The sequence below is a fragment of the Streptomyces sp. NPDC001157 genome, assembly GCF_053598255.1.
In genome coordinates this window covers 43,779-61,658 of the sequence record NZ_JBSFJW010000025.1, presented here as the reverse complement: position 1 = coordinate 61,658, position 17,880 = coordinate 43,779, and the positions used below count along the sequence as shown (strand labels likewise).

Here is a 17,880-nt window from a genome sequence, read left to right as displayed (position 1 = left end):
CGTCCGGCATGCTCACGCGTTCCGGTCCGGCTGTCCTTCCCGGATGTCGGACTCCCACTCCAGCAGACGTATCAGTCCGTCCTCCCCGGGCCGTGCGGAAGGCGTACCCGGACGCCCGGTGGAAGACGGCGAGTGCGTGCCCCGGGAGATGTTCCCGCTCACCGTGATGTTGTGTTCGACGCGCGGGCGGCGCAGGTCCTCGTACAGGGTGAGCGCCATATCGGTGTCCGGTGCGTCGCGCAGGCACTTCGCGAGGATCACCGCGTCCTCCAGCGCCATGGACGCGCCCTGACCGGTTGCGGGGGAGGCCGCGTGGGCCGCGTCGCCGATGAGCAGGAGCCGGCCGGAGCGCCAGGGTGTGCCGGCGGGTATCTCGGTGGCGTTGGTGACCATGACGTCGTCGCCGGCGGCCGCGACGATGTCCGCGGCGGGTGTGCTGTCCTTGCGCAGAAGCGGAACGAGCAGTTCGCGCCAGTCGGCGGGCGAGCCGTCCGCGATCTCGTCGGCGTCCAGTGGCTCGCCGGACACGCGTGCGAACCAGTACGTCTCCCCGTCGGGCGAGACGGCGTAGCCGAAGGCGGCCGTGCTGCCGCGCACCATGGTGATGCGCGCCTCCGGTCCGGACCGGGCTGCGGCGCCGGTGTAGCCGTAGAAGACCCGCTGGCCGGCGTAGCACGGCTGCGTGTCCGGGGTGATCTGCCGGCGGACCGTGGAGTTCAGGCCGTCGGCGCCGATCAGCAGGTCGCCGGTTGCGGTGCTCCCGTCGGCGAAGTGCGCGGTGACGCCGTCGGGGCCCTCCTGGACGGAGGCGAGGCGGGCGCCGTGCCGGATCACGATGTCCCGGCGAGCGGCCTCCGCCTGCAGGGCCGCGGTGAGGTCGCCGCGGCGCAGGCAGCGGTACTGCAGACGGGGGTCGGCGGCTTCGCCCAGGGGCACTTGTGCCAGCTCGGCTCCTGCATCGTCCAGGACCCGCATCGAGGTCAGCGGAAAGCCCACCGCCGTGACCGCGGCAGAGGCGTCGATCTGTGCGAGAGCGCGCATGCCGTTGCTCGCAAGGGTGAGGAACGCGCCCAGGTCCTCGGCCGAGCCGGGATGTGCCTCGTGCACGGTGACCTCGAAGCCCGCTTTGCGCAGGGCCAGAGCCGTCGCCGTGCCGGCTGTGCCGCCGCCGATGACCAGTATGCGTGCCACGTCCCACCCCGCTCGTATCCGTGCGGCCCCCGCGGTCGCACGCACACAGGAGGGAACGCATGAGCGACTTCACGGGTTCCGTGCCCGGTCGCCGCCCGTCGTGCCACGCGGTTGCGGGGCGTGGCACGACCGGCGTTCGTCCGGGTCAGGCGCCGCTCGCCCCGAGCATGTCCTCACGCTCGACGATCTTCACGCGCTCGCGGCCCTGCGGTTCGCCCAGCGCCTTCTCCGCGGCGTCCAGCTTGTACCAGCCCTCCCAGGTGGTGAAGCGCACGCCCCGCTCGGCGAGGAACGCGTCCACGGCCTCGGGCTCGGGTGAACCCGGCGTCTGCAGACGGCCGTTCGCATGGTCGTCCAGCAGGTTGGCCACCGTCTCGTTGGCGTCGCCCTTGGTGTGGCCGATCAGGCCCACCGGGCCGCGGCGGATCCAGCCGGTCACATACGTCGACTGCAGGTGCTCGCCGGACTCCTGGACGACCCGTCCGCCCTCGTCCGGGACGGTGCCGGAGTCGAGGTCCCAGGGCAGCTTGGGGAGCTTGTCCGACAGGTATCCGACCGCACGGTAGACGGCGGTGACGTCCCAGTCCTTGAACTCGCCGGTGCCCTTGACATTGCCGGTGCCGTCCAGGGCGGTGCGCTCGGTGCGCAGGCCGACGACCTTGCCGTCCTCGCCGAGGATCTCGGTGGGTGACTCGAAGAAGTGCAGGAACAGCTTGTGCGGGCGGTCGCCGACGTCGCGGATCGCCCAGTTCTCCAGGGTCTTGGCGACCATGTCGGCCTGCTTGTTGCCGCGCCGGGTCTCGATCGAGCCCGCGTCGTAGTCGATGTCCTCGGGGTCGACGATGACCTCGATGTTGGGGGAGTGGTCCAGCTCCCGCAGCTCCATCGGGGAGAACTTCGCCTGCGCCGGGCCGCGCCGGCCGAACACGTGGACCTCCAGCGCCTTGTTCGCCTTCAGGCCGTCGTAGACGTTCGGCGGGATCTCCGTCGGGAGCAACTCGTCCGCGGTCTTGGCGAGGATCCGGGCCACGTCGAGCGCCACGTTTCCGACGCCGAGCACGGCGACCTTCTCCGCCTCCAGGGGCCAGGTGCGCGGCACGTCCGGGTGGCCGTCGTACCAGGACACGAAGTCGGCGGCGCCGTAGGAGCCGTCGAGGTCGATGCCGGGGATGGGCAGTGCACGATCGGCCGTCGCACCCGTGGAGAAGATCACGGCGTCGTAGAAGGCGCGCAGGTCGTCCAGGCTGATGTCGGTCGGGTAGTCGACGTTGCCGAAGAGGCGTATCTGGGGCTTGTCGAGCACCTGGTGCAGGGCCGTGATGATGCCCTTGATGCGGGGGTGGTCGGGGGCGACGCCGTAGCGGATCAGGCCGAACGGGGCGGGCATCCGCTCGAAGAGGTCGATGGACACACCGGGGTCGGCGGCCACCTCGGACTTGAGCAGGGCGTCGGCGGCGTAGATCCCGGCGGGGCCGGCTCCGACGATGGCTACCCGCAGGGGGCGCGGCATGATCAGGTTCCCTTCGAGCGATGACAGGCGACTCGAACGGGAAGCCTAAGCTAAGGCATGCCTAAGTCGGTACGCGGGTCCGCTCTATGAGCTCATAAATCGAATTTATGAGCGGGGAAGGGGAGCTCGCACCCCTGGAACCGGGCGGGTTGCCGTACCGCGCGGGGCGGTACGGCAACCCGCGTACCGGTCAGCCGATGTGGTAACTGTCCCCGTACACCTTCCAGTTGAGCGGGGTGGCGAGGCACAGGTTGCCGTTGCGCAGGAACACCCGCTGCTCCGTGTCGACCCGGCTGGTGTCGCTGTGCGCCTCCTCCTGCTTCATGGCCCACACCCGGGCGTCGAGGAAGGCGTTCAGGTACGCCACCTCGTCACCGCCCTGCGCGGGCGGCTTCGCCTTGTTCAGGGCGCGCTTGCGTATGTTGCGGAAGCTGGTGGGGTCGTCGCCGTCGCCGTGCATGACGATGGCGTCGTAGTACGCGAACTGCCCCAGCGTCCCGATCCGGTCCGCCTTGCCCTGCTGGACGGCCGGGTTGAAGTACACGCGGTCGCGCTCGTCGTTCTGTGCCTGCTGGAACGCGGTGTCCTGGGCGGCCTTGCGCCAGTCACGGGGGAAGTTCGGGTCCAGCCCCTCGTGCGAGTCGGAGCCGTTCACCGCGCGCAGCGCCGGGAGGTATTTGGAAAGAACGTTGCCTGGCTTGCGGTCGGTGTAGAGCTGGACCAGGTCGAGCATGTCGCCCGTGCCCGAGCAGAAGCCGATGATCCCGGCGGTGTAACCGCGGCCGTCGCCGATGTCCTCGATGTACTTGTACTGCGCCTTCCAGTCGAGCGAGGAGTTCTCCGCGCTCGACACCAGTTTCATGGCGATCTCCTTCTTCGCCGGGTCGTCGAGGCCCACGCAGCCCGCCGCGGCCGGGGTGGCCGAGGCGTGCGAGGGCCGCAGGAAGGGTGCCGCGGCCAGGGATGCGCCGGCCGCGACGAGGACAGTGCGGCGCGAGATGCGTGCGGGATGTGCAGGGGCGCTGGAGGGGTGCCTCACGGGGGCTCCAAGTGGTGGTGGGGGGTGGGGAGTTGGCCGTGCCTGACACTGATAGGAAGGTTTCCTATCAGAGGAGGAGCGTGGCGCACACCCGTCGCGGCAGAAGTTCGTAGGGATGTACGAACCAGGTACGGACCAAAAGGGGGTGAGTCAGGGCAGCGGCTGTTCCGCCCAGATGACCTTCCCCTCGGGGGTGTACCTGGTGCCCCAGCGATCGGCGAGCTGGGCCACCAGGAACAGCCCGCGGCCGCCCTCGTCCGTCATCGCCGCATACCGAAGGTGCGGCGATGTGCTGCTGCTGTCGAAGACCTCGCAGATCAGGGTGCGGTCGAACAGCACGCGCACATGGATCGGGTCGGCGCCGTAGCGGATCGCGTTGGTGACCAGCTCGCTCAGGATGAGCTCCGTGGTGAACGTGAGCTCGTCGAGCCCCCACCCGGTGAGCCTGCGGCTGACGGAGGCACGAACCTCCCCGACGGCCGCCGGGTCGTTCGGCACCTGCCACTCGGCGATCCGGTCGGCGTCGAGTCCCCGGGTGCGGGCCACGATCAGGGCGACGTCGTCGCTCGGCCGGGCCGGCAGCTGTGATTCGAGCACCACCCGGCAGGTGTCCTCCGGCGACTCACCCGCGCGCTCCAGCGCGCCCCGCAGGAGCGCGAGACCCTCGTCGATGTCCCGCTCCCGGTCCTCGACCAGTCCGTCCGTGTAGAGGACGAGACGGCTGCCCTCCTCCAGCACGAGGTCGGCCGTCTCGAACGGCAGTCCGCCGAGGCCGAGCGGGGGACCGGCGGGCACGTCGGGGAACTCCACCCCGCCGTCGGGCCGGATGAGGGCCGGCGGCGGGTGGCCGGCCCGGGCGATGGTGCACTTCCGCGACACCGGGTCGTAGATCGCGTACAGGCAGGTGGCGCCGGTGACCGGGGCGCTGCCGCCGTCCGCCGTCTCGTCCTGGTCGATGCGGCCGACCAACTCGTCGAGCAGGGCGAGGAGTTCGTCGGGCGGCAGGTCGAGGGCGGAGAAGTTGTGGACCGCCGTGCGCAGCCGCCCCATGGTGGCCGCGGCATGCAGCCCGTGCCCGACGACGTCGCCGACGACGAGGGCGACCCGGGCGCCCGACAGGGGCAGTACGTCGAACCAGTCCCCGCCGACCCCGGCCTGCGCGGGCAGATAGCGGTAGGCGATGTCCAGGGCGGTCTGCTCGGGCAGCCTGCGGGGCAGCAGGCTGCGCTGCAGGGTCACGGCCATGTTGTGCTCGCGCGTGTAGCGGCGGGCGTTGTCGATGGAGACCGCGGCGCGGGCCACCAGTTCCTCGGCGAGGGCCAGTTCGTCGGCGTCGAAGGGCTCGGGCTTTTCGGAGCGCCAGAAGCTGACCACCCCGAGCACCAGGGCTCCGGCGCGCAGCGGCACGGTGATCAGCGAGTGGATCCCGTACTCGACGACCTGCGCGGTGCGCTCCAGATCCTGGGCGTGCCAGCCCGGAGCCGCGCCGAGGTCCGGCTCCAGCGCGGCCTGCCCGGAGTGCAGGCTACGGGCCTGCGGCGAGGAGTCGACGAACTTGATCTGGCGGCCCACCTTGTACAGCGGGGCGTCCTCACGCACCCCGCTCGACGCGGTACGGCGCAAGGAGGTCACCGCCTCCGGCTGGCCCCCGTCCAGGACGGCGTCGAACAGGTCGACCGTGGCGAAATCGGCGAACCGCGGCACGGCGAGCTCCGCCAGCTCCTCGGCGGTGCGGGCGACGTCCAGACTGGTGCCGATGCCCACCCCGGCGTCGTACAGCATGTTGAGGCGTTCCCGGGCCGTCTCCGCGCGGCCGGACAGGGCCCGCAGCTCGGTCGAGTCGCGCAGCGTGGCGACGCTGCCCGGCGGGCCGCCCTGGACGTCCGTGGGCCGCTGGTTGACCGCCAGGAGCCGGTCCTTGACCAGGTGCACCTCGTCGGTGGCGACGCGCCCGGAGGCCAGCAGCTCCGCCGTGTCCGGCGCGAGGCCCAGGTCGAGGACATGCCGGCCCTCGGCGTCCGCGGGCAGGTCGAGCAGACGGTGCGCCTCGTCGTTGGCGAGCAGCAGCCGGCCCTCGCCGCTGACGATGAGCACGCCCTCCCGCACGGCATGCAGCACCGCGTCGTGGTGCTCGTACATGCGGGTCATCTCGTGCGGGCCCAGGCCGTGCGTCTGGCGCAGCAGCCGTCTGCTCACCAGCGCGGTGCCGCCGGTGGCCAGGGCGAGTCCCCCGGCCGCGGCGAACAGGACGAGGGGCAGCTGCCGGTCGGCGGTGCCGCCCACGGTCGCGGTCGTGATGCCCGCCGAGACCAGGCCCACGACCTTGCCGTCCGGATCCTTGATCGGCACGACCGCCTGCACCAGCCGTCCGATCGTCCCGTTGATCTCCTCGACCACCGTCCCGCCGGCCAGCGCCGGCTCGATCGTCCCCACGAACTTCTTGCCGATGCGGTTCGGTTTGGGGTGGGTGTAGCGGATGCCGTCGGTGTTCATGACGACGATGAAGTCGACGCCGGTCGCCTTGCGGGCGGCCTCCGCCCGCGGCTGCAGGATCTTCGTGGGATCGGGGCTGTCGAGCGCCTCGCGGGTGCCCGGCGCATTGGCGAACGCCTGGGCGACGGCGACCGACCGGTTGCGGGCCTCCTGTGTGCTGTCGTGCCGGACCTGCAGATACAGCGCCACCACCGCGGCGACCACCAGCAGCAGCACGATCACCACCTGCAGGACGAACACCTGCCGGGCGATGCTGCGCTTGGTCAGCACGGAGCGCAACGCCGTGATGCGGCCCGGTTCCGTCTCGCCCGTGTGCCCTGTCCGGCGGGCGGGCGCACTGCCCGTCGTCCGCGTCGTGTGCCGCCCGTGCGTTGCGTGGGCGCGATCGGTCGCGCGGCGGGCACGGGGACCGCCGGGACGGCGGTGCGACCGGGTCCCGGAGCGGTCCGGAAGTCGGACCATGTGCCCATGTCTACACTGCCGGGCCGCGTGAGGCGAGAGGCGTCACAGCGAGTGACGGAGATCGCCCCCTGTCCGCATGCCGATGTCACGGGCGGGAGACGGTGTCAGCGCTGGTTCCCGTGCGCCGCACGGCGCGTGGCGAGGAGCAGCGCGATGTCGTCGGGCCGGTCCGCGGAGTGCCGTGCCGTCGCGGTGAGGCGGTCGGCGATCCCGGCGAGCGGACGGCGGCCCGGGCGTACGGCGGGCGCGCCGACCTTCGCCAGGGCGACCCGCAGGGCCGTGATGCCCTCGTCGATGTCGAGACCGGGCCGCTCGACCAGCCCGTCCGTGTACAGCGCGAGGACGGCGCCGGGCTCGATCCGCAGCTCGGCGACGGGGTACTGCGCGTGCGGATCCACCCCGAGCACCACGCCGCCGGGCAGATCCAGCACCTCGGTGTGGCCGTCCGGGTGACGCAGCAGCGGCGGCGGGTGCCCGGCCCGGGCCGCCCGCGCCAGGCCCGAGGCCGGATCCAGCCGGATGTAGCAGCAGCTCGCGAACTGTCCGGGATCGAGGTCGATCAGCAGATGGTTCGTGCCGCTCATCACCTCGTCGGGCGGCCGGTCACCGAGCGCGAACGCCCTCACCGCACTGCGCAGTTGGCCCATGGTGGCTGCGGCCTGCACGCCGTGACCCTGTACATCGCCGATGACCAGTGCCAGACCGTCGCCCGCCTCGACGACGTCGTACCAGTCGCCGCCCACCTCCATGCCTTGTGTGCCGGGCAGATAGCGGCCGGTGGTCTCCACCTGCGGGTGGGCCGAGAGCCGGCGGGGGAGCAGGGCCTGCTGCAGCCCGCGTGCGAGCGCCGCCTCGCTCTCGTAGCGCTTCGCCTTCTCCATGGCATGGGCGATCAGCCCGGCGAGCGCGGTGAGCACCGTGCGCTCCTCGGTGCTGAAGCTGCGCGTGCCGTCGAAGCCCAGGATGCAGGAGCCCACCGGACGCCCGGAGGCGATCAGCGGCAGAAAGGCACGGGCCCCCTCGTCCGCGTCCAGCGGAATGCCCGGGTAGGCGGCGGCCAGCTGCTCCATCGAGTCGAAGAAGATCGGCCGGCCGCTGGTGAGGGTCTCGACACCGGGCAGATGGGCGTCCAGGTCCACGCCCTCGAAGGGGCTGAGGAACCCTTGGGGGAAGCCGTTCTCCCAGGCCAGATACAAGTGCCGGTCCTGCAGCAGATAGATGGCGAGGCGGCGGCCGCCGAACGCGGGCAGCAGCTCCCGCATGACCACGGCTGCCACCTGCCGTGCGGTGACCGCCTCCGTCAGCGCGATGGCGAGAACGATGGGGCGGTACAGCGGAGCCATCGACGGGACGCCGGGCGCGGCGGCGGCCGACGGCTCCCGCGTGAGGTCGGCAGCCGCGTCCGCCACCCGGTTCGCCGGACGGAACGTACAGGTCAGCACGTCCGGACCCGGATAGACACAGACATCGAGCCAGGCGCTCTCGTACGACGTGCCGTCCCCCTCCGAACCGTCCGCGCGGGGCCGCCCGACATGGAAGCGCACCGGGTCCGGGGACAGCAGCGCGCTGCGCAGATGGTCCTCGAAAGCGGGCTGGTTCAGCCACGGCACGACCTCCCACAGGGGACGGCTCAGCAACTGTGTCCGGGAGGAGTGCAGCAGCTGTCCGGCGCGCGGGTTGGCGTAGAGGACCAGCCCCAGCCGGTCCAGGCAGAGCACTCCGTCGGGCAGCAGATCGGCGGCGGCGTCGGCCGCCGCCCCGGGACCGGGATCGACGACGAAACCCCGGACCGGATGTGCGCCGGACGGTGTGCCGGGCGGGGCGGGGGCCGCGTACGGGCTCCACAGCTCCACCAGGCGCAGCGCGCCGTCCTCGGCCCGCACGTACAGCGGCAGGGGCGGCGGTCTGCCCGCCGCTGTCTCCCGCAGCGCGGCCAGGACCCGCTGTGTCTCGGCCGGGGCCACGGCGTCCGCGAGGGCCTCCACGGACGTGGCGAACGCGTCGATCGGCACCCCCAGCAGGGCGGGCAGGCGTTCGTCCACGGTCACGACGTCCGTCACCGGATCCCAGGCGAAACCTCCGGCACGCCCCGCGGGCGGGCGGGTGCCGGGCGGCCGTACGCACACGGGCTCCCCGTCCCAGGCGACCGACGACCTGCCGCCGTCCTCCAGCCGTCGCAGGGCCGTGCCCAGGTCCTCGGCCAGCCGCACCATGCGATCGCGGTGGTGGAGCAGCTCGGTGGCGTCCGCGGTGGAGTGCCGCAGCACGGTCAGCACACCGAACGTCGTCGACCCGCACCCGATCGGTACGTACATCGACCCGAACTGGAACGGCAGCCCGGCCGCGAACTGGGGATAGCGGCGCATCGTCTCCGTGGCGTTCGGCAGGACCACCTGCACGCCGAGCCGGTAGGCGTCTGCCACCGGGAACGGGCGGTCCACATGCAGCCGCCACCAGGGCCGGAACAGCGGGCCCGGCAGCCCCGCGAGCACCGCAAGCCGCAGCAGCCCGGGCGTGCCGGAGCGCAGATAGACCGCGCCCGAGTGCCCGCCGGCCGCGCCGATCGCCTCCGTCGAGGCGTCGATCAGCAGCGCGGCCAGCTGCCCGGGCGTCCGGTGTGCGTACTCCGCGCGAGTCATCGGCTCTACCTCGTCCGTACGCCGTCCAGCGGGCGACACGACAAGAATGCGCCACTGCGGGGCCCCGGCGCACCTGGGCGGAGCGAGACGTCGGACAGACCGGGATGTGACGTGAAGGTCTGCGCTCCGGTGCATCGGGTGAAGCTGTAATGGGCATGCATTCGGGCGTTTGTCCCCACCCCCACGAGGAGTGATCACTGATGAGCGCCCCCACCCAGGCACCCATCCCCACCCCCACAGCCCCCGGCGGACTGCCGCTGATCGGGCACGGACTCCGCCTCGCCCGCGACCCGCTGCCGTTCATCACCTCGCTGCGCGAACACGGCAGCGTGGTGCGCATACGCATCGGCCCCACACCCGCCTACGTGGTCACGGACCCCGCACTGACCCGACGTGTCCTGGTGACCGACGCCGCCCACTTCACCAAGGGCGGCACGTACTACGACGCGCTGCGGGTCTTCCTCGGTGACGGAATCGCGACCGTCGCGGACGGCGAGACCCATCTGCGCCACCGCCGTCTGATGCAGCCCATGTTCAGCAAGGCGCATATCGGCGAGCGCGGCAACGCCATGATCGACCAGGTGCGGACGACGGTCGGCGCCTGGCCCGCGGCCGTGTCGCGCGACGTGTTCGCCGACATGAACAAGATCACCCTTTCCACGTTCCTCGTCGCCGTGTTCGGCGCGGGTCTGCCGGCACACCTGGAGGGCGAGTTCACCGCCCTCATGCCCGAGATCATGAAAGGAACGATTCGGCAGGTCATTCTTCCGCCCTGGATCACAAGGCTGCCGCTGCCCGCCAACCGCGCGCACGCCGACCGTGTCGCCCGCCTGCGCGCCCTCATCGACCAGGCCATCGACCATCACATCGACATCACCGCGTCCGGCTCCGCTTCGGCGGACGGTGCGTCCGGCGCCGAGGCGTGCCCGCATGCGTCCGAGGCGCACCGGCAGCAGGGGGGTCTGTTCGAGACCCTGCTCGGTGTTGAAGACCAGCTCGGCCGCCGGCAACTCCAGGACGAGGCCATCACCCTCCTGGCCGGAGCGATCGAGACCACCGGCACCACACTCGCCTGGGCGCTGTACGAGATCGCCGGCAATCCCGCCGTCGAACGACGCCTTCGCGAGGAACTGGCCTCGGTGTGCGGGGACCGGCCGCTGCGCTACGACGACCTCGACCAACTCCCGTACGGCCGACGGGTTCTGCAGGAGGCCATCAGGAAGTACGGGGTGTCCTGGATGGTGACGCGGACGGTCACGCGCGACGTCGTCCTCGGCGGGCACCTCATACCCGAGGGCGCCGATGTCGTGTGGAGTCCCTATCTGCACCAGCACGACTCCTCCTATTTCCCCGACCCGGACACCTTCGACCCGGACCGTTGGGAGGCGGATCGCGTAGCGGCCACCCGAGGGTCCTTCCTCGCATTCGGCGACGGCCGCCGCAAGTGCATCGGAGAGAACTTCGCGTGGGTCGAGCTCCAGATCATCCTCGCGACCGTCCTCCAGATCTGGCCCCGGTTCAAGGTGACCTCCCGTCCACCGCGTGCCCAGGCCGTGATCACGGTCAAACCCGACGCCCTGGCCATGGAGTTCCATTCGGACTCGGCCGGCTGACCGGTCGGTCGAGCGCCCCCGTGCGCGGGTCGGCCCTCCGTCTTCCAGCGCCGGGCAAACTCCATGCAGCGGCCGACCATCGCCGGTCATGGCTTGGCCGACTGGCCCACCGCACGTCGGCCACAGGTCCGTCGCCCGCCCCTGAAGTGCCTCGTCGTGTGGAGCGGGGAGTGATCGGCGGTCCGGCCGCTCCGCCGGGCCGACCGTCACTCCGGAGAGCTTGTCTCGCTCAACAAGGCGCCATCATGGTCGAGTTGACAGTCGTGGACTCCTGGGCCCGCGTGCGCGCTGGGCGGTGCCGTGGCCCTTTCCCCCCTCCCTCGGAGCATTCAGAAGGCCGTCGCCGCCGAGCCGCCCAAGAACGGTTCGCAGCACGCAGGAAAGGGACCGCCGCCCGCACGCGTGAGCTGCGCCTGAGGGCCCGGGCCCACGACGCACGGGCCTTCGCGGACAAGCTTGTGGGAGCGCTCCCAACTGTGCAGGATGCTGTGATGACCTCGTCGCCCGCCATCCGCCCCTACCGCCCCGAGGACCGCCCGGCCCTCGACGACATCTGCATCCGCACCGCGCACAACGGCCAGGACAGTCGGCCCGTCTACGCGGATCCCGGGATCTTCCCGGTGATCTTCGCGGCTCCCTACGTCCACCTCGAGCCGGACCTGGCCTTCGTCCTGGACGACGGCCGGGGCCAGGCGGTCGGCTACATCCTCGGCACCGCGGACACACACCGCTTCGTGGAGGCCTTCCGTACGAAGTGGCTGCCCCTGGTCGCGGACCGCTACCCGGAGCCGAGCGGGCCGTCGACGACCCCGGACGAGGAGATGATCCCCCTCCTGCACCACCCGGAGCGGATGCTCGTCCCCGAGGTCGCCGCGTACCCGGCCCATCTGCACATCGACCTGCTCCCCGCATGGCAGGGCCAGGGGCACGGCCGCGAGCTGATGCGGGCCTTCCTGCGGGCGCTGCACGACCGGGGCGTCGCCGCCGTGCACCTGTCCATGGTCACGGCGAACACCCCGGCCAGAGCTTTCTACGACCGCCTGGGTTTCCACCGGATCGACGTGCCGGACCCGGGCCCGGTCACTTATCTAGGGCGTTCGACAGGGGAGTCGGACACGCCGTGACGGGCATGTGGACCGGCCTCATATCCAGGTGTCCAGCCACATCCGGGCCCGCCAGTCGCCGTACGGGATCGTCGTGCCGGTGTACAGCGGGTAGAAGTAGATGAAGTTCCATGCGATGAGCAGCACCAGCACGCCCGCGCTCACTGCGCCGATCAACCGGCGCCACTCGTTCGCTCCCGACGGCCCGAGCAGGGCGCCGACCATCATGGCGACGGCCAGGCACAGGTAGGGCACGAACGCGACGGCGTAGAAGGAGAAGACCGTACGGTCCTGGTAGTTGAACCACGGAAGGTACCCGGCGCCGACCGCGCACAGGACCGCCCCCGCGCGCCAGTCGCGGCGCAGCGCCCAGCGGAACAGCAGGTAGAGCAGCGCGGCGCAGGCCGCCCACCACAGCAGCGGGGTGCCCAGGCCCAGGATCTCCTGCGAGCAGCCGGTGGCGGCGTGACAGCCCTGCTGTCCGGCCTTCGGCGACTGGTAGTAGAACGCCACGGGGCGCCCCTGGACCAGCCAGCTCCACGGGTTGGACTGGTAGCGGTGCGGGGAGTGGAGGCCGATGTTGAACTGGTAGACGGCGTGTTCGTAGTGCCACAGGCTGCGCAGCGGCGCCGGGATCCAGGACCAGGTGCCGCCGCGTCCGTCCGCCCAGTGCCGGTTGTAGCCGTTGTCGGACAGGAACCATCCGGTCCAGGTCGCCAGATACGTCACTACGGCGACCGGGACCAGGGAGAGCACCGACCAGCCGAGATCCTTGCGCAGCACCGCCCGGTAGGGGTGGCCCGCCCCGGCCACGCGGCGGGAGCCCACGTCCCACAGGACGGTCAGGGCGGTGAAGAAGACGAGGAAGTAGAGGCCGTTCCACTTGCTCGCGGCGGCCAGTCCCAGGAGGACGCCGGCCGCGAGCCGCCACGGACGAGGGCCCGTGCCGACCTGTTCGCCCGTGTACGCGTCGGGACGGGCGAAGCCGTCGTCGCCGACGGGCAGGGCCGTGGCCAGCCGGGCTCGCGCCTTGTCCCGGTCGACCAGCAGGCAGCCGAACGCCGCCAGCGCGAAGAACATCACGATGAGGTCGAGCAGGGCGGTGCGGCTCATCACGAAGTGCAGACCGTCCACCGCCAGCAGCGCACCGGCGAGACAGCCGAGCAGCGTCGAACGGAACAGACGGCGCCCTATTCGGCACAGCATGAGCACCGACAATGTGCCCAGTGCCGCCGTCATGAACCGCCAGCCCAACGGGTCGAGTCCGAACACTCCCTCCCCGAGGGCGATCACCCACTTGCCCATCGGCGGATGCGCGACGAAGCTGCCCGTGTCGGAGAGCGGGATCACCTGGGGATGCGCCAGGATCTGCGGGTCGGCGATCTTGCGGTCCGGCCAGCTGCCCTCGTAGCCGAGCCGCAGCATCGCCCAGGCGTCCTTGGCGTAGTACGTCTCGTCGAAGACGACGGCCCGTGGCTGCCCCAGCCGCCAGAACCGGAGCGCGCCGGCCAGCACGGCGACGAGGACCGGTCCCAGCCAGCTCATGGAGTGTGCGAGACGGCGAGCCGTTCGAGGGGCCAGGCCCGCCAACTCCCAGACTCTCGTGGCCGGTTCGGGGAAGGGCGGCACCAGCACGGCCCGGGTGTCGGTCCGCCGGCCCGCCGCGTACCCGAACCGCCGCAGCCGCTGCGCCCAGGGGGTCGCCTCCGGCGCGGCGGTCGCGCGGGTGTCTTCGCCGGCGTCGGTCCGTGTGGGGGTGTCACTCGTCACCGGGTCATCGTAGGGAACGCCAGTGCGGTTCGGGTTCGGCGCCCGTGGGTGCGGCGTGGTGCAGGGCCCCGACCGCACCCGCGCGGCGGTCGGGGCCCTTCGCGCACCGGCTCAGGAGTGCGCGTGCAGGTGCGAACTCGCCCTGCCGCCCAGCCACTTCAGTCCGTCGAGCAGGAAGCGGTTCTGCGTCTCGCTCGCGAACGTCGACGACAGGGTGGTGTTGGTGTCGTAGTCCATCGCGTTGTGGCCGAAGTTGGCGTACAGCATCCGGTACTTGGTGTTGGTCCACAGGATCGGGTAGTAGCCGCTGTACCAGCTCTGGTCGGGGTCGGTGCCGAGCGGGAAGCTGCTGGGGTCGACCGAGGCGAGGATCTTGATGTCGGGGTTGCGCCGCAGGTCGTTCGACCAGCTGTACCACTCGCTCACGGACGAGGTGAAGGTCGCCGGCAGGCTCTTCGTCGACGGATGCGTACGGTCCTCGACGCGCAGGACCGCGGTCGTCGGCCCCCAGGTGTTGGACTTGAAGTTGCCGCTGCCGAGGAACTGGTTGTGGTACCAGGGCCAGCTCCGTGCGTCGGTGGTGAAGGCCGAGACGTGGAAGCCCAACCAGGCGCCCCCGCCCCGCATGTAGCGTTCGAATCCGGTGCGTTGGGCGGCGGACTGAGGCAGGTCGTCGAGGAACAGCACGACCTGGTAGCCACTGACTCCGCCGTTGGCGAGCAGATCCCAGTTGTTGCTCGCCGTGTAGGTGAAGCCGTTCTGCGCGGCCCGCTTCGGGAACCAGTCGTTGGCTTCGTGGACGAAGCTGATGTGGGCCGCGTCCCAGGTGCCGTTGTAGAGGGCGAGCACCTTGAACGGCTGGGAGGCGGCCTGGGCGCGCGGCGCGGACAGGGCCGTCAGCAGGATCGCAAGAAGCACGAGGATGCGTACGGCACCGGTTCGGATAGCGTGCATCGGATGAACTCCCCTCCAGTCAGGGGTGGTTGAGGAGACGGGCCACGTCGATGGCTCTGTGTGGGGACAGGGGAGTTCAGCCCGTGTACTGGGCCAAGACGCGCGTGTAGTCCCAGGCCTGCTGGCCGACGCCGGAGCAGCTGTCCGCGCCACCACCGGTGCAGGGGCGGTCGCGGTTGGCGGACCAGAAGGTGAGCCGGGCGAGGTGGTGCTGCCGGGCGTAGCCGAGGATGGTGCGGAAGTCGGCGACGGTGACTTTCTCGTTCTGGTCCGTGATGCCGTTCATGGAGGAGATGCCCATCCTCCGGTAGGCCTGGTCGTCGCCGTAGCCGTAGGCGCTCTTGAGCGCGGACTTGAGGCCCTCGGCCGCCTTCAGGGTCAGCGTCCCCATGTTCTTGCCGGCACCGCCGAAGTCGAACGGCATGATGGCCCAGGCGTCCACCGACAGACGGGACGCGGCCGCCCGTTTGATCAGGCTGGTGTCGGGCCCGCTCTGGTCGGTGCCGATGGTGATGTACACCTTCAGGCCAGGGTTGTTCGCCTTCACGGTCTTCAGTGCGTCCACCGTGCGCTGCTGCACGGTCGGGTTGCTGTAGGCATCGGCCTCGATGTCGATGTCGATCGCCTTGAGTCGGTAGGCGCCTATGACCTTCTGGTACGCGGCGGCCAGTTCCCCGGCATTGGAGCAGGAGCTCTCCAGCTTGTTGCCGCTGTACCCGCCGAAGGAGGGGATGACGTCACCGCCGCCCGCGCGCACCGTGTTGACGGTCCGCTGGTCCACGCCGCCGGTGAGCGGGCGGCTGCCGTCCCACTGCGGATTGCAGTGGCCGTTGCTGAGCACGAAGGCGAGGGTGAACCACTTGACGCCGGTGGCGTTGGTGATGGTGGCCGGGTCGGGCGGGCTGCCCCAGCCGTTGTAGAGGTACGGCGCGACGGCCATGGGGGCGGCGGTCGGGGCGGCGTCGGCGGGAGCGGCGGTGAGGGCTGCGGCGGAGAGTGCCGACAGGGCCATGGCGATGCAGGCGGGCAACGCCGTGCCATGGGTGGGGGGTTGGGCATTCATGAGTGGGGGTCACAGCCTTTCGTCGGCAGGGACGGTGGGGGAAGAGGCCGGCAGTACAAGGGAGTTCACGTGCATGAACTTGGGGCGCACTCGTGAAGCTGTGTGACCGGGAACCTAAAGGTCTGAACCAAACACGTCAAGAGGTGAAGTAACGGTGACACGAGTCCGCGTTGTCTCTTCAAGAAATGAGTGCACGCAGAATCCGAGTGCCGCGAGGGAGCCGGTTCGCCCATGATGAGCGGATGACTTCGCTGACCTTCGACCGCTGCTGTCGCGAAATCGTCACCCAGACCGACCTGCTCAGAGCACAGATCGCAGGGGCGGACACGAGCACCCCGGTTTCCACTTGCCCCGGCTGGGATCTCGGCCGGTTACTGCGGCACGTGGGCGGGGACCACCGATGGGCCGAGGAGGTGGTCCGGACACGAGCCCGCGAGCCCGTTCCCGGCGACCCCGTCGACGACCCCGCCGTGTACGCCCATGTGGACGGCGGCGCACTGGGCGGCTGGCTGGCCGAGGGCGCTGCGGAACTCAGCGCCACCCTGCGGGATGCCGGGCCCGACGCCCAGGTGTGGACGCCGGCCCACGAGCGGAACACGTCCTTCTTCTGGGCCAGGAGGATGACGCACGAGACCGTCGTGCACCGGGCCGATGCCGCACTGGCGACCGGTTCCGCCTTCAGGCTCGACGGCACCCTCGCGGCGGACGCGGTGCAGGAGTGGATGGAGTTCGCGACGGTCCCCGAGGCGTACGAGCCCCGGCAGGGAGCACCCGGACTGCTCGGCCCCGGTCGTACGCTCCAGTTCGAGGCGACCGGCGCCGGAGAGTGGCACGTCGACCTCGGCGGCGACCGGCCCGTGTGGCACGCCGGTCGCGCTGCGGCCGCGACGACCGTGCGCGGACCGGTGACGGACCTGCTGCTGTTCCTCTACCGGCGACCCGCTCCCGCAGTCGAGACCCGAGGCGACACGGCACTGCTCCGACTCTGGCTGTCCCGCACCGGGTTCTGGCTGGAGGCGTAGAAGGTGGTCCATGCGGGAGCGCGGGGCGGTTCGCGGCCGACTGGGACGGACAACCGCGGACAAGGCCGTCCCCTTCTCCCGTGCCTGAAGGCGCGTTGCGCGCGTCAGGGGGCGACGGCCCCCGCCCTACGGCCCCGCACGCCCCAAGCGCGCGCCCGGAGCGCGATCGACCCGTCCGGGCTAGCCGGCACCCGCGCCCGCAGCGCTTCCCGCAGCTGCTCCTTGGCGTCCGGTGCGAGTGAGGCGACACAACCGGGGGCGGGGCCCTGTCCGGCCAGGAACGGATCCCACAGTTCGGCGAAGTCGGCGAAGGGGGCGGGGACTTCGAGGCGCACGACCTCCACCTCGACCAGCGCGGCCTTGCTCCACGACCGCCGCAGTGGGTCCGGCCTGCGCAGCGGAACCGGCGGCCCTCGTCCAGCTCCGCCGCCGACGTGGGATCGGCGGCGGTCACGGCGTCCCAGAAGTGCCGCAGCAACCCCATGACTTCGGCGTAGTCCCGCGCATACGCGGCGACCAGCCGCCGGGCACCACCACGCGCGCGGCCTCGGCGACCGCGGCACCGGGCTCGGGGAGGAAGTTGAGGACCAGTCCGCTGACGGCCACGTCCACCGCGGCCCCGCCCACGGGAAAGGCTTGTGCGTCGGCCCTGGCGAAGAGCCCGGGAGGAGACCCGTGCGCCCGGGCCGCGGCCACGAACCCGTCGGACCGCTCCACGCCGAGCAGCGCCCGGGGCCGGCACCGGCGCGCCACGGTCGACGCAACGCACCCGAACCACAGCCGACGTCCAGCCACCGGGCTCCGGGCGCACACGCCGGCCAGGACACGAACTCGTCGGCCACCAGGCGGCTCCACCGCCCCATGTGCCGCTCGTAGGTGTCCCCGGCGGACCACACGCCGAAGTCCTGCCCGGTCACCTTCCCACTGCGCCGTGCTGTCCCGGTTTGCGCCACGTGTGGGGATGTGGGGGCACGCGCTTTCTGAGAGGTTCCTATGAATCTGTGGGGTGCTTGAACACGCT

At 71.1% G+C, this 17,880-nt stretch carries 11 protein-coding genes and 2 pseudogenes; 3 read left to right on the top strand and 10 right to left on the bottom strand.

The window, feature by feature from the left end; translation table 11 throughout:
* Positions 1 to 12: 12 nt before the first annotated feature.
* From ACWDAG_RS33095 to ACWDAG_RS33075, 5 genes are all read right to left on the bottom strand, one after another.
* Positions 13 to 1,191, bottom strand: a complete 1,179-nt coding sequence (locus ACWDAG_RS33095) for an FAD-dependent oxidoreductase (RefSeq protein ID WP_450699234.1) — start codon at positions 1,189 to 1,191, stop codon at positions 13 to 15.
* Positions 1,192 to 1,336: 145 nt separating this feature from the next.
* Positions 1,337 to 2,701, bottom strand: a complete 1,365-nt coding sequence (locus ACWDAG_RS33090) for an FAD-dependent oxidoreductase (protein WP_450699233.1) — start codon at positions 2,699 to 2,701, stop codon at positions 1,337 to 1,339.
* A gap of 190 nt (positions 2,702 to 2,891) precedes the next feature.
* On the bottom strand, positions 2,892 to 3,740 hold the full coding sequence (locus ACWDAG_RS33085; RefSeq protein ID WP_450699232.1) for a chitosanase: 849 nt from the start codon (positions 3,738 to 3,740) through the stop codon (positions 2,892 to 2,894).
* A gap of 150 nt (positions 3,741 to 3,890) precedes the next feature.
* On the bottom strand, positions 3,891 to 6,695 hold the full coding sequence (locus ACWDAG_RS33080) for a SpoIIE family protein phosphatase (RefSeq protein ID WP_450699231.1): 2,805 nt from the start codon (positions 6,693 to 6,695) through the stop codon (positions 3,891 to 3,893).
* A 104-nt stretch (positions 6,696 to 6,799) separates the two neighbouring features.
* The gene (locus ACWDAG_RS33075; protein ID WP_450699230.1) at positions 6,800 to 9,334 is read right to left on the bottom strand and encodes a SpoIIE family protein phosphatase; all 2,535 of its coding nucleotides are present in this window, start codon (positions 9,332 to 9,334) and stop codon (positions 6,800 to 6,802) included.
* A 200-nt stretch (positions 9,335 to 9,534) separates the two neighbouring features.
* Here ACWDAG_RS33075 and ACWDAG_RS33070 point away from each other — a divergent pair, with 200 nt between their 5' ends.
* The gene (locus tag ACWDAG_RS33070) at positions 9,535 to 10,947 is read left to right on the top strand and encodes a cytochrome P450 (RefSeq protein WP_450699229.1); all 1,413 of its coding nucleotides are present in this window, start codon (positions 9,535 to 9,537) and stop codon (positions 10,945 to 10,947) included.
* Positions 10,948 to 11,438: 491 nt separating this feature from the next.
* Positions 11,439 to 12,071, top strand: coding sequence for a GNAT family N-acetyltransferase (locus tag ACWDAG_RS33065; RefSeq protein WP_450699228.1), 633 nt, complete (start codon positions 11,439 to 11,441; stop codon positions 12,069 to 12,071).
* A gap of 18 nt (positions 12,072 to 12,089) precedes the next feature.
* On the opposite strand, the gene ACWDAG_RS33060 is transcribed toward ACWDAG_RS33065, so the two are convergent.
* The 3 genes and pseudogenes from ACWDAG_RS33060 to ACWDAG_RS33050 form a co-directional block, all read right to left on the bottom strand.
* Positions 12,090 to 13,820, bottom strand: coding sequence for a dolichyl-phosphate-mannose--protein mannosyltransferase (locus ACWDAG_RS33060; protein WP_450699227.1), 1,731 nt, complete (start codon positions 13,818 to 13,820; stop codon positions 12,090 to 12,092).
* 144 nt (positions 13,821 to 13,964) lie between these two features.
* Positions 13,965 to 14,774: pseudogene (locus ACWDAG_RS33055) on the bottom strand (ThuA domain-containing protein); the annotation flags it as partial.
* A gap of 76 nt (positions 14,775 to 14,850) precedes the next feature.
* Positions 14,851 to 15,726, bottom strand: a pseudogene (locus ACWDAG_RS33050) (chitinase); the annotation flags it as partial.
* Between the two features lie 353 nt (positions 15,727 to 16,079).
* Between ACWDAG_RS33050 and ACWDAG_RS33045 the strand changes: the two are divergent.
* Positions 16,080 to 16,859, top strand: coding sequence for a maleylpyruvate isomerase family mycothiol-dependent enzyme (locus tag ACWDAG_RS33045; protein ID WP_450699226.1), 780 nt, complete (start codon positions 16,080 to 16,082; stop codon positions 16,857 to 16,859).
* Between the two features lie 104 nt (positions 16,860 to 16,963).
* Here ACWDAG_RS33045 and ACWDAG_RS33040 read toward each other — a convergent pair whose 3' ends face one another.
* Positions 16,964 to 17,194, bottom strand: a complete 231-nt coding sequence (locus ACWDAG_RS33040) for a hypothetical protein (protein WP_450699225.1) — start codon at positions 17,192 to 17,194, stop codon at positions 16,964 to 16,966.
* 115 nt (positions 17,195 to 17,309) lie between these two features.
* Positions 17,310 to 17,576: a class I SAM-dependent methyltransferase gene (locus ACWDAG_RS33035; protein ID WP_450699224.1), complete on the bottom strand. Its 267-nt coding sequence runs from the start codon at positions 17,574 to 17,576 to the stop codon at positions 17,310 to 17,312.
* Positions 17,577 to 17,880 lie beyond the last annotated feature (304 nt).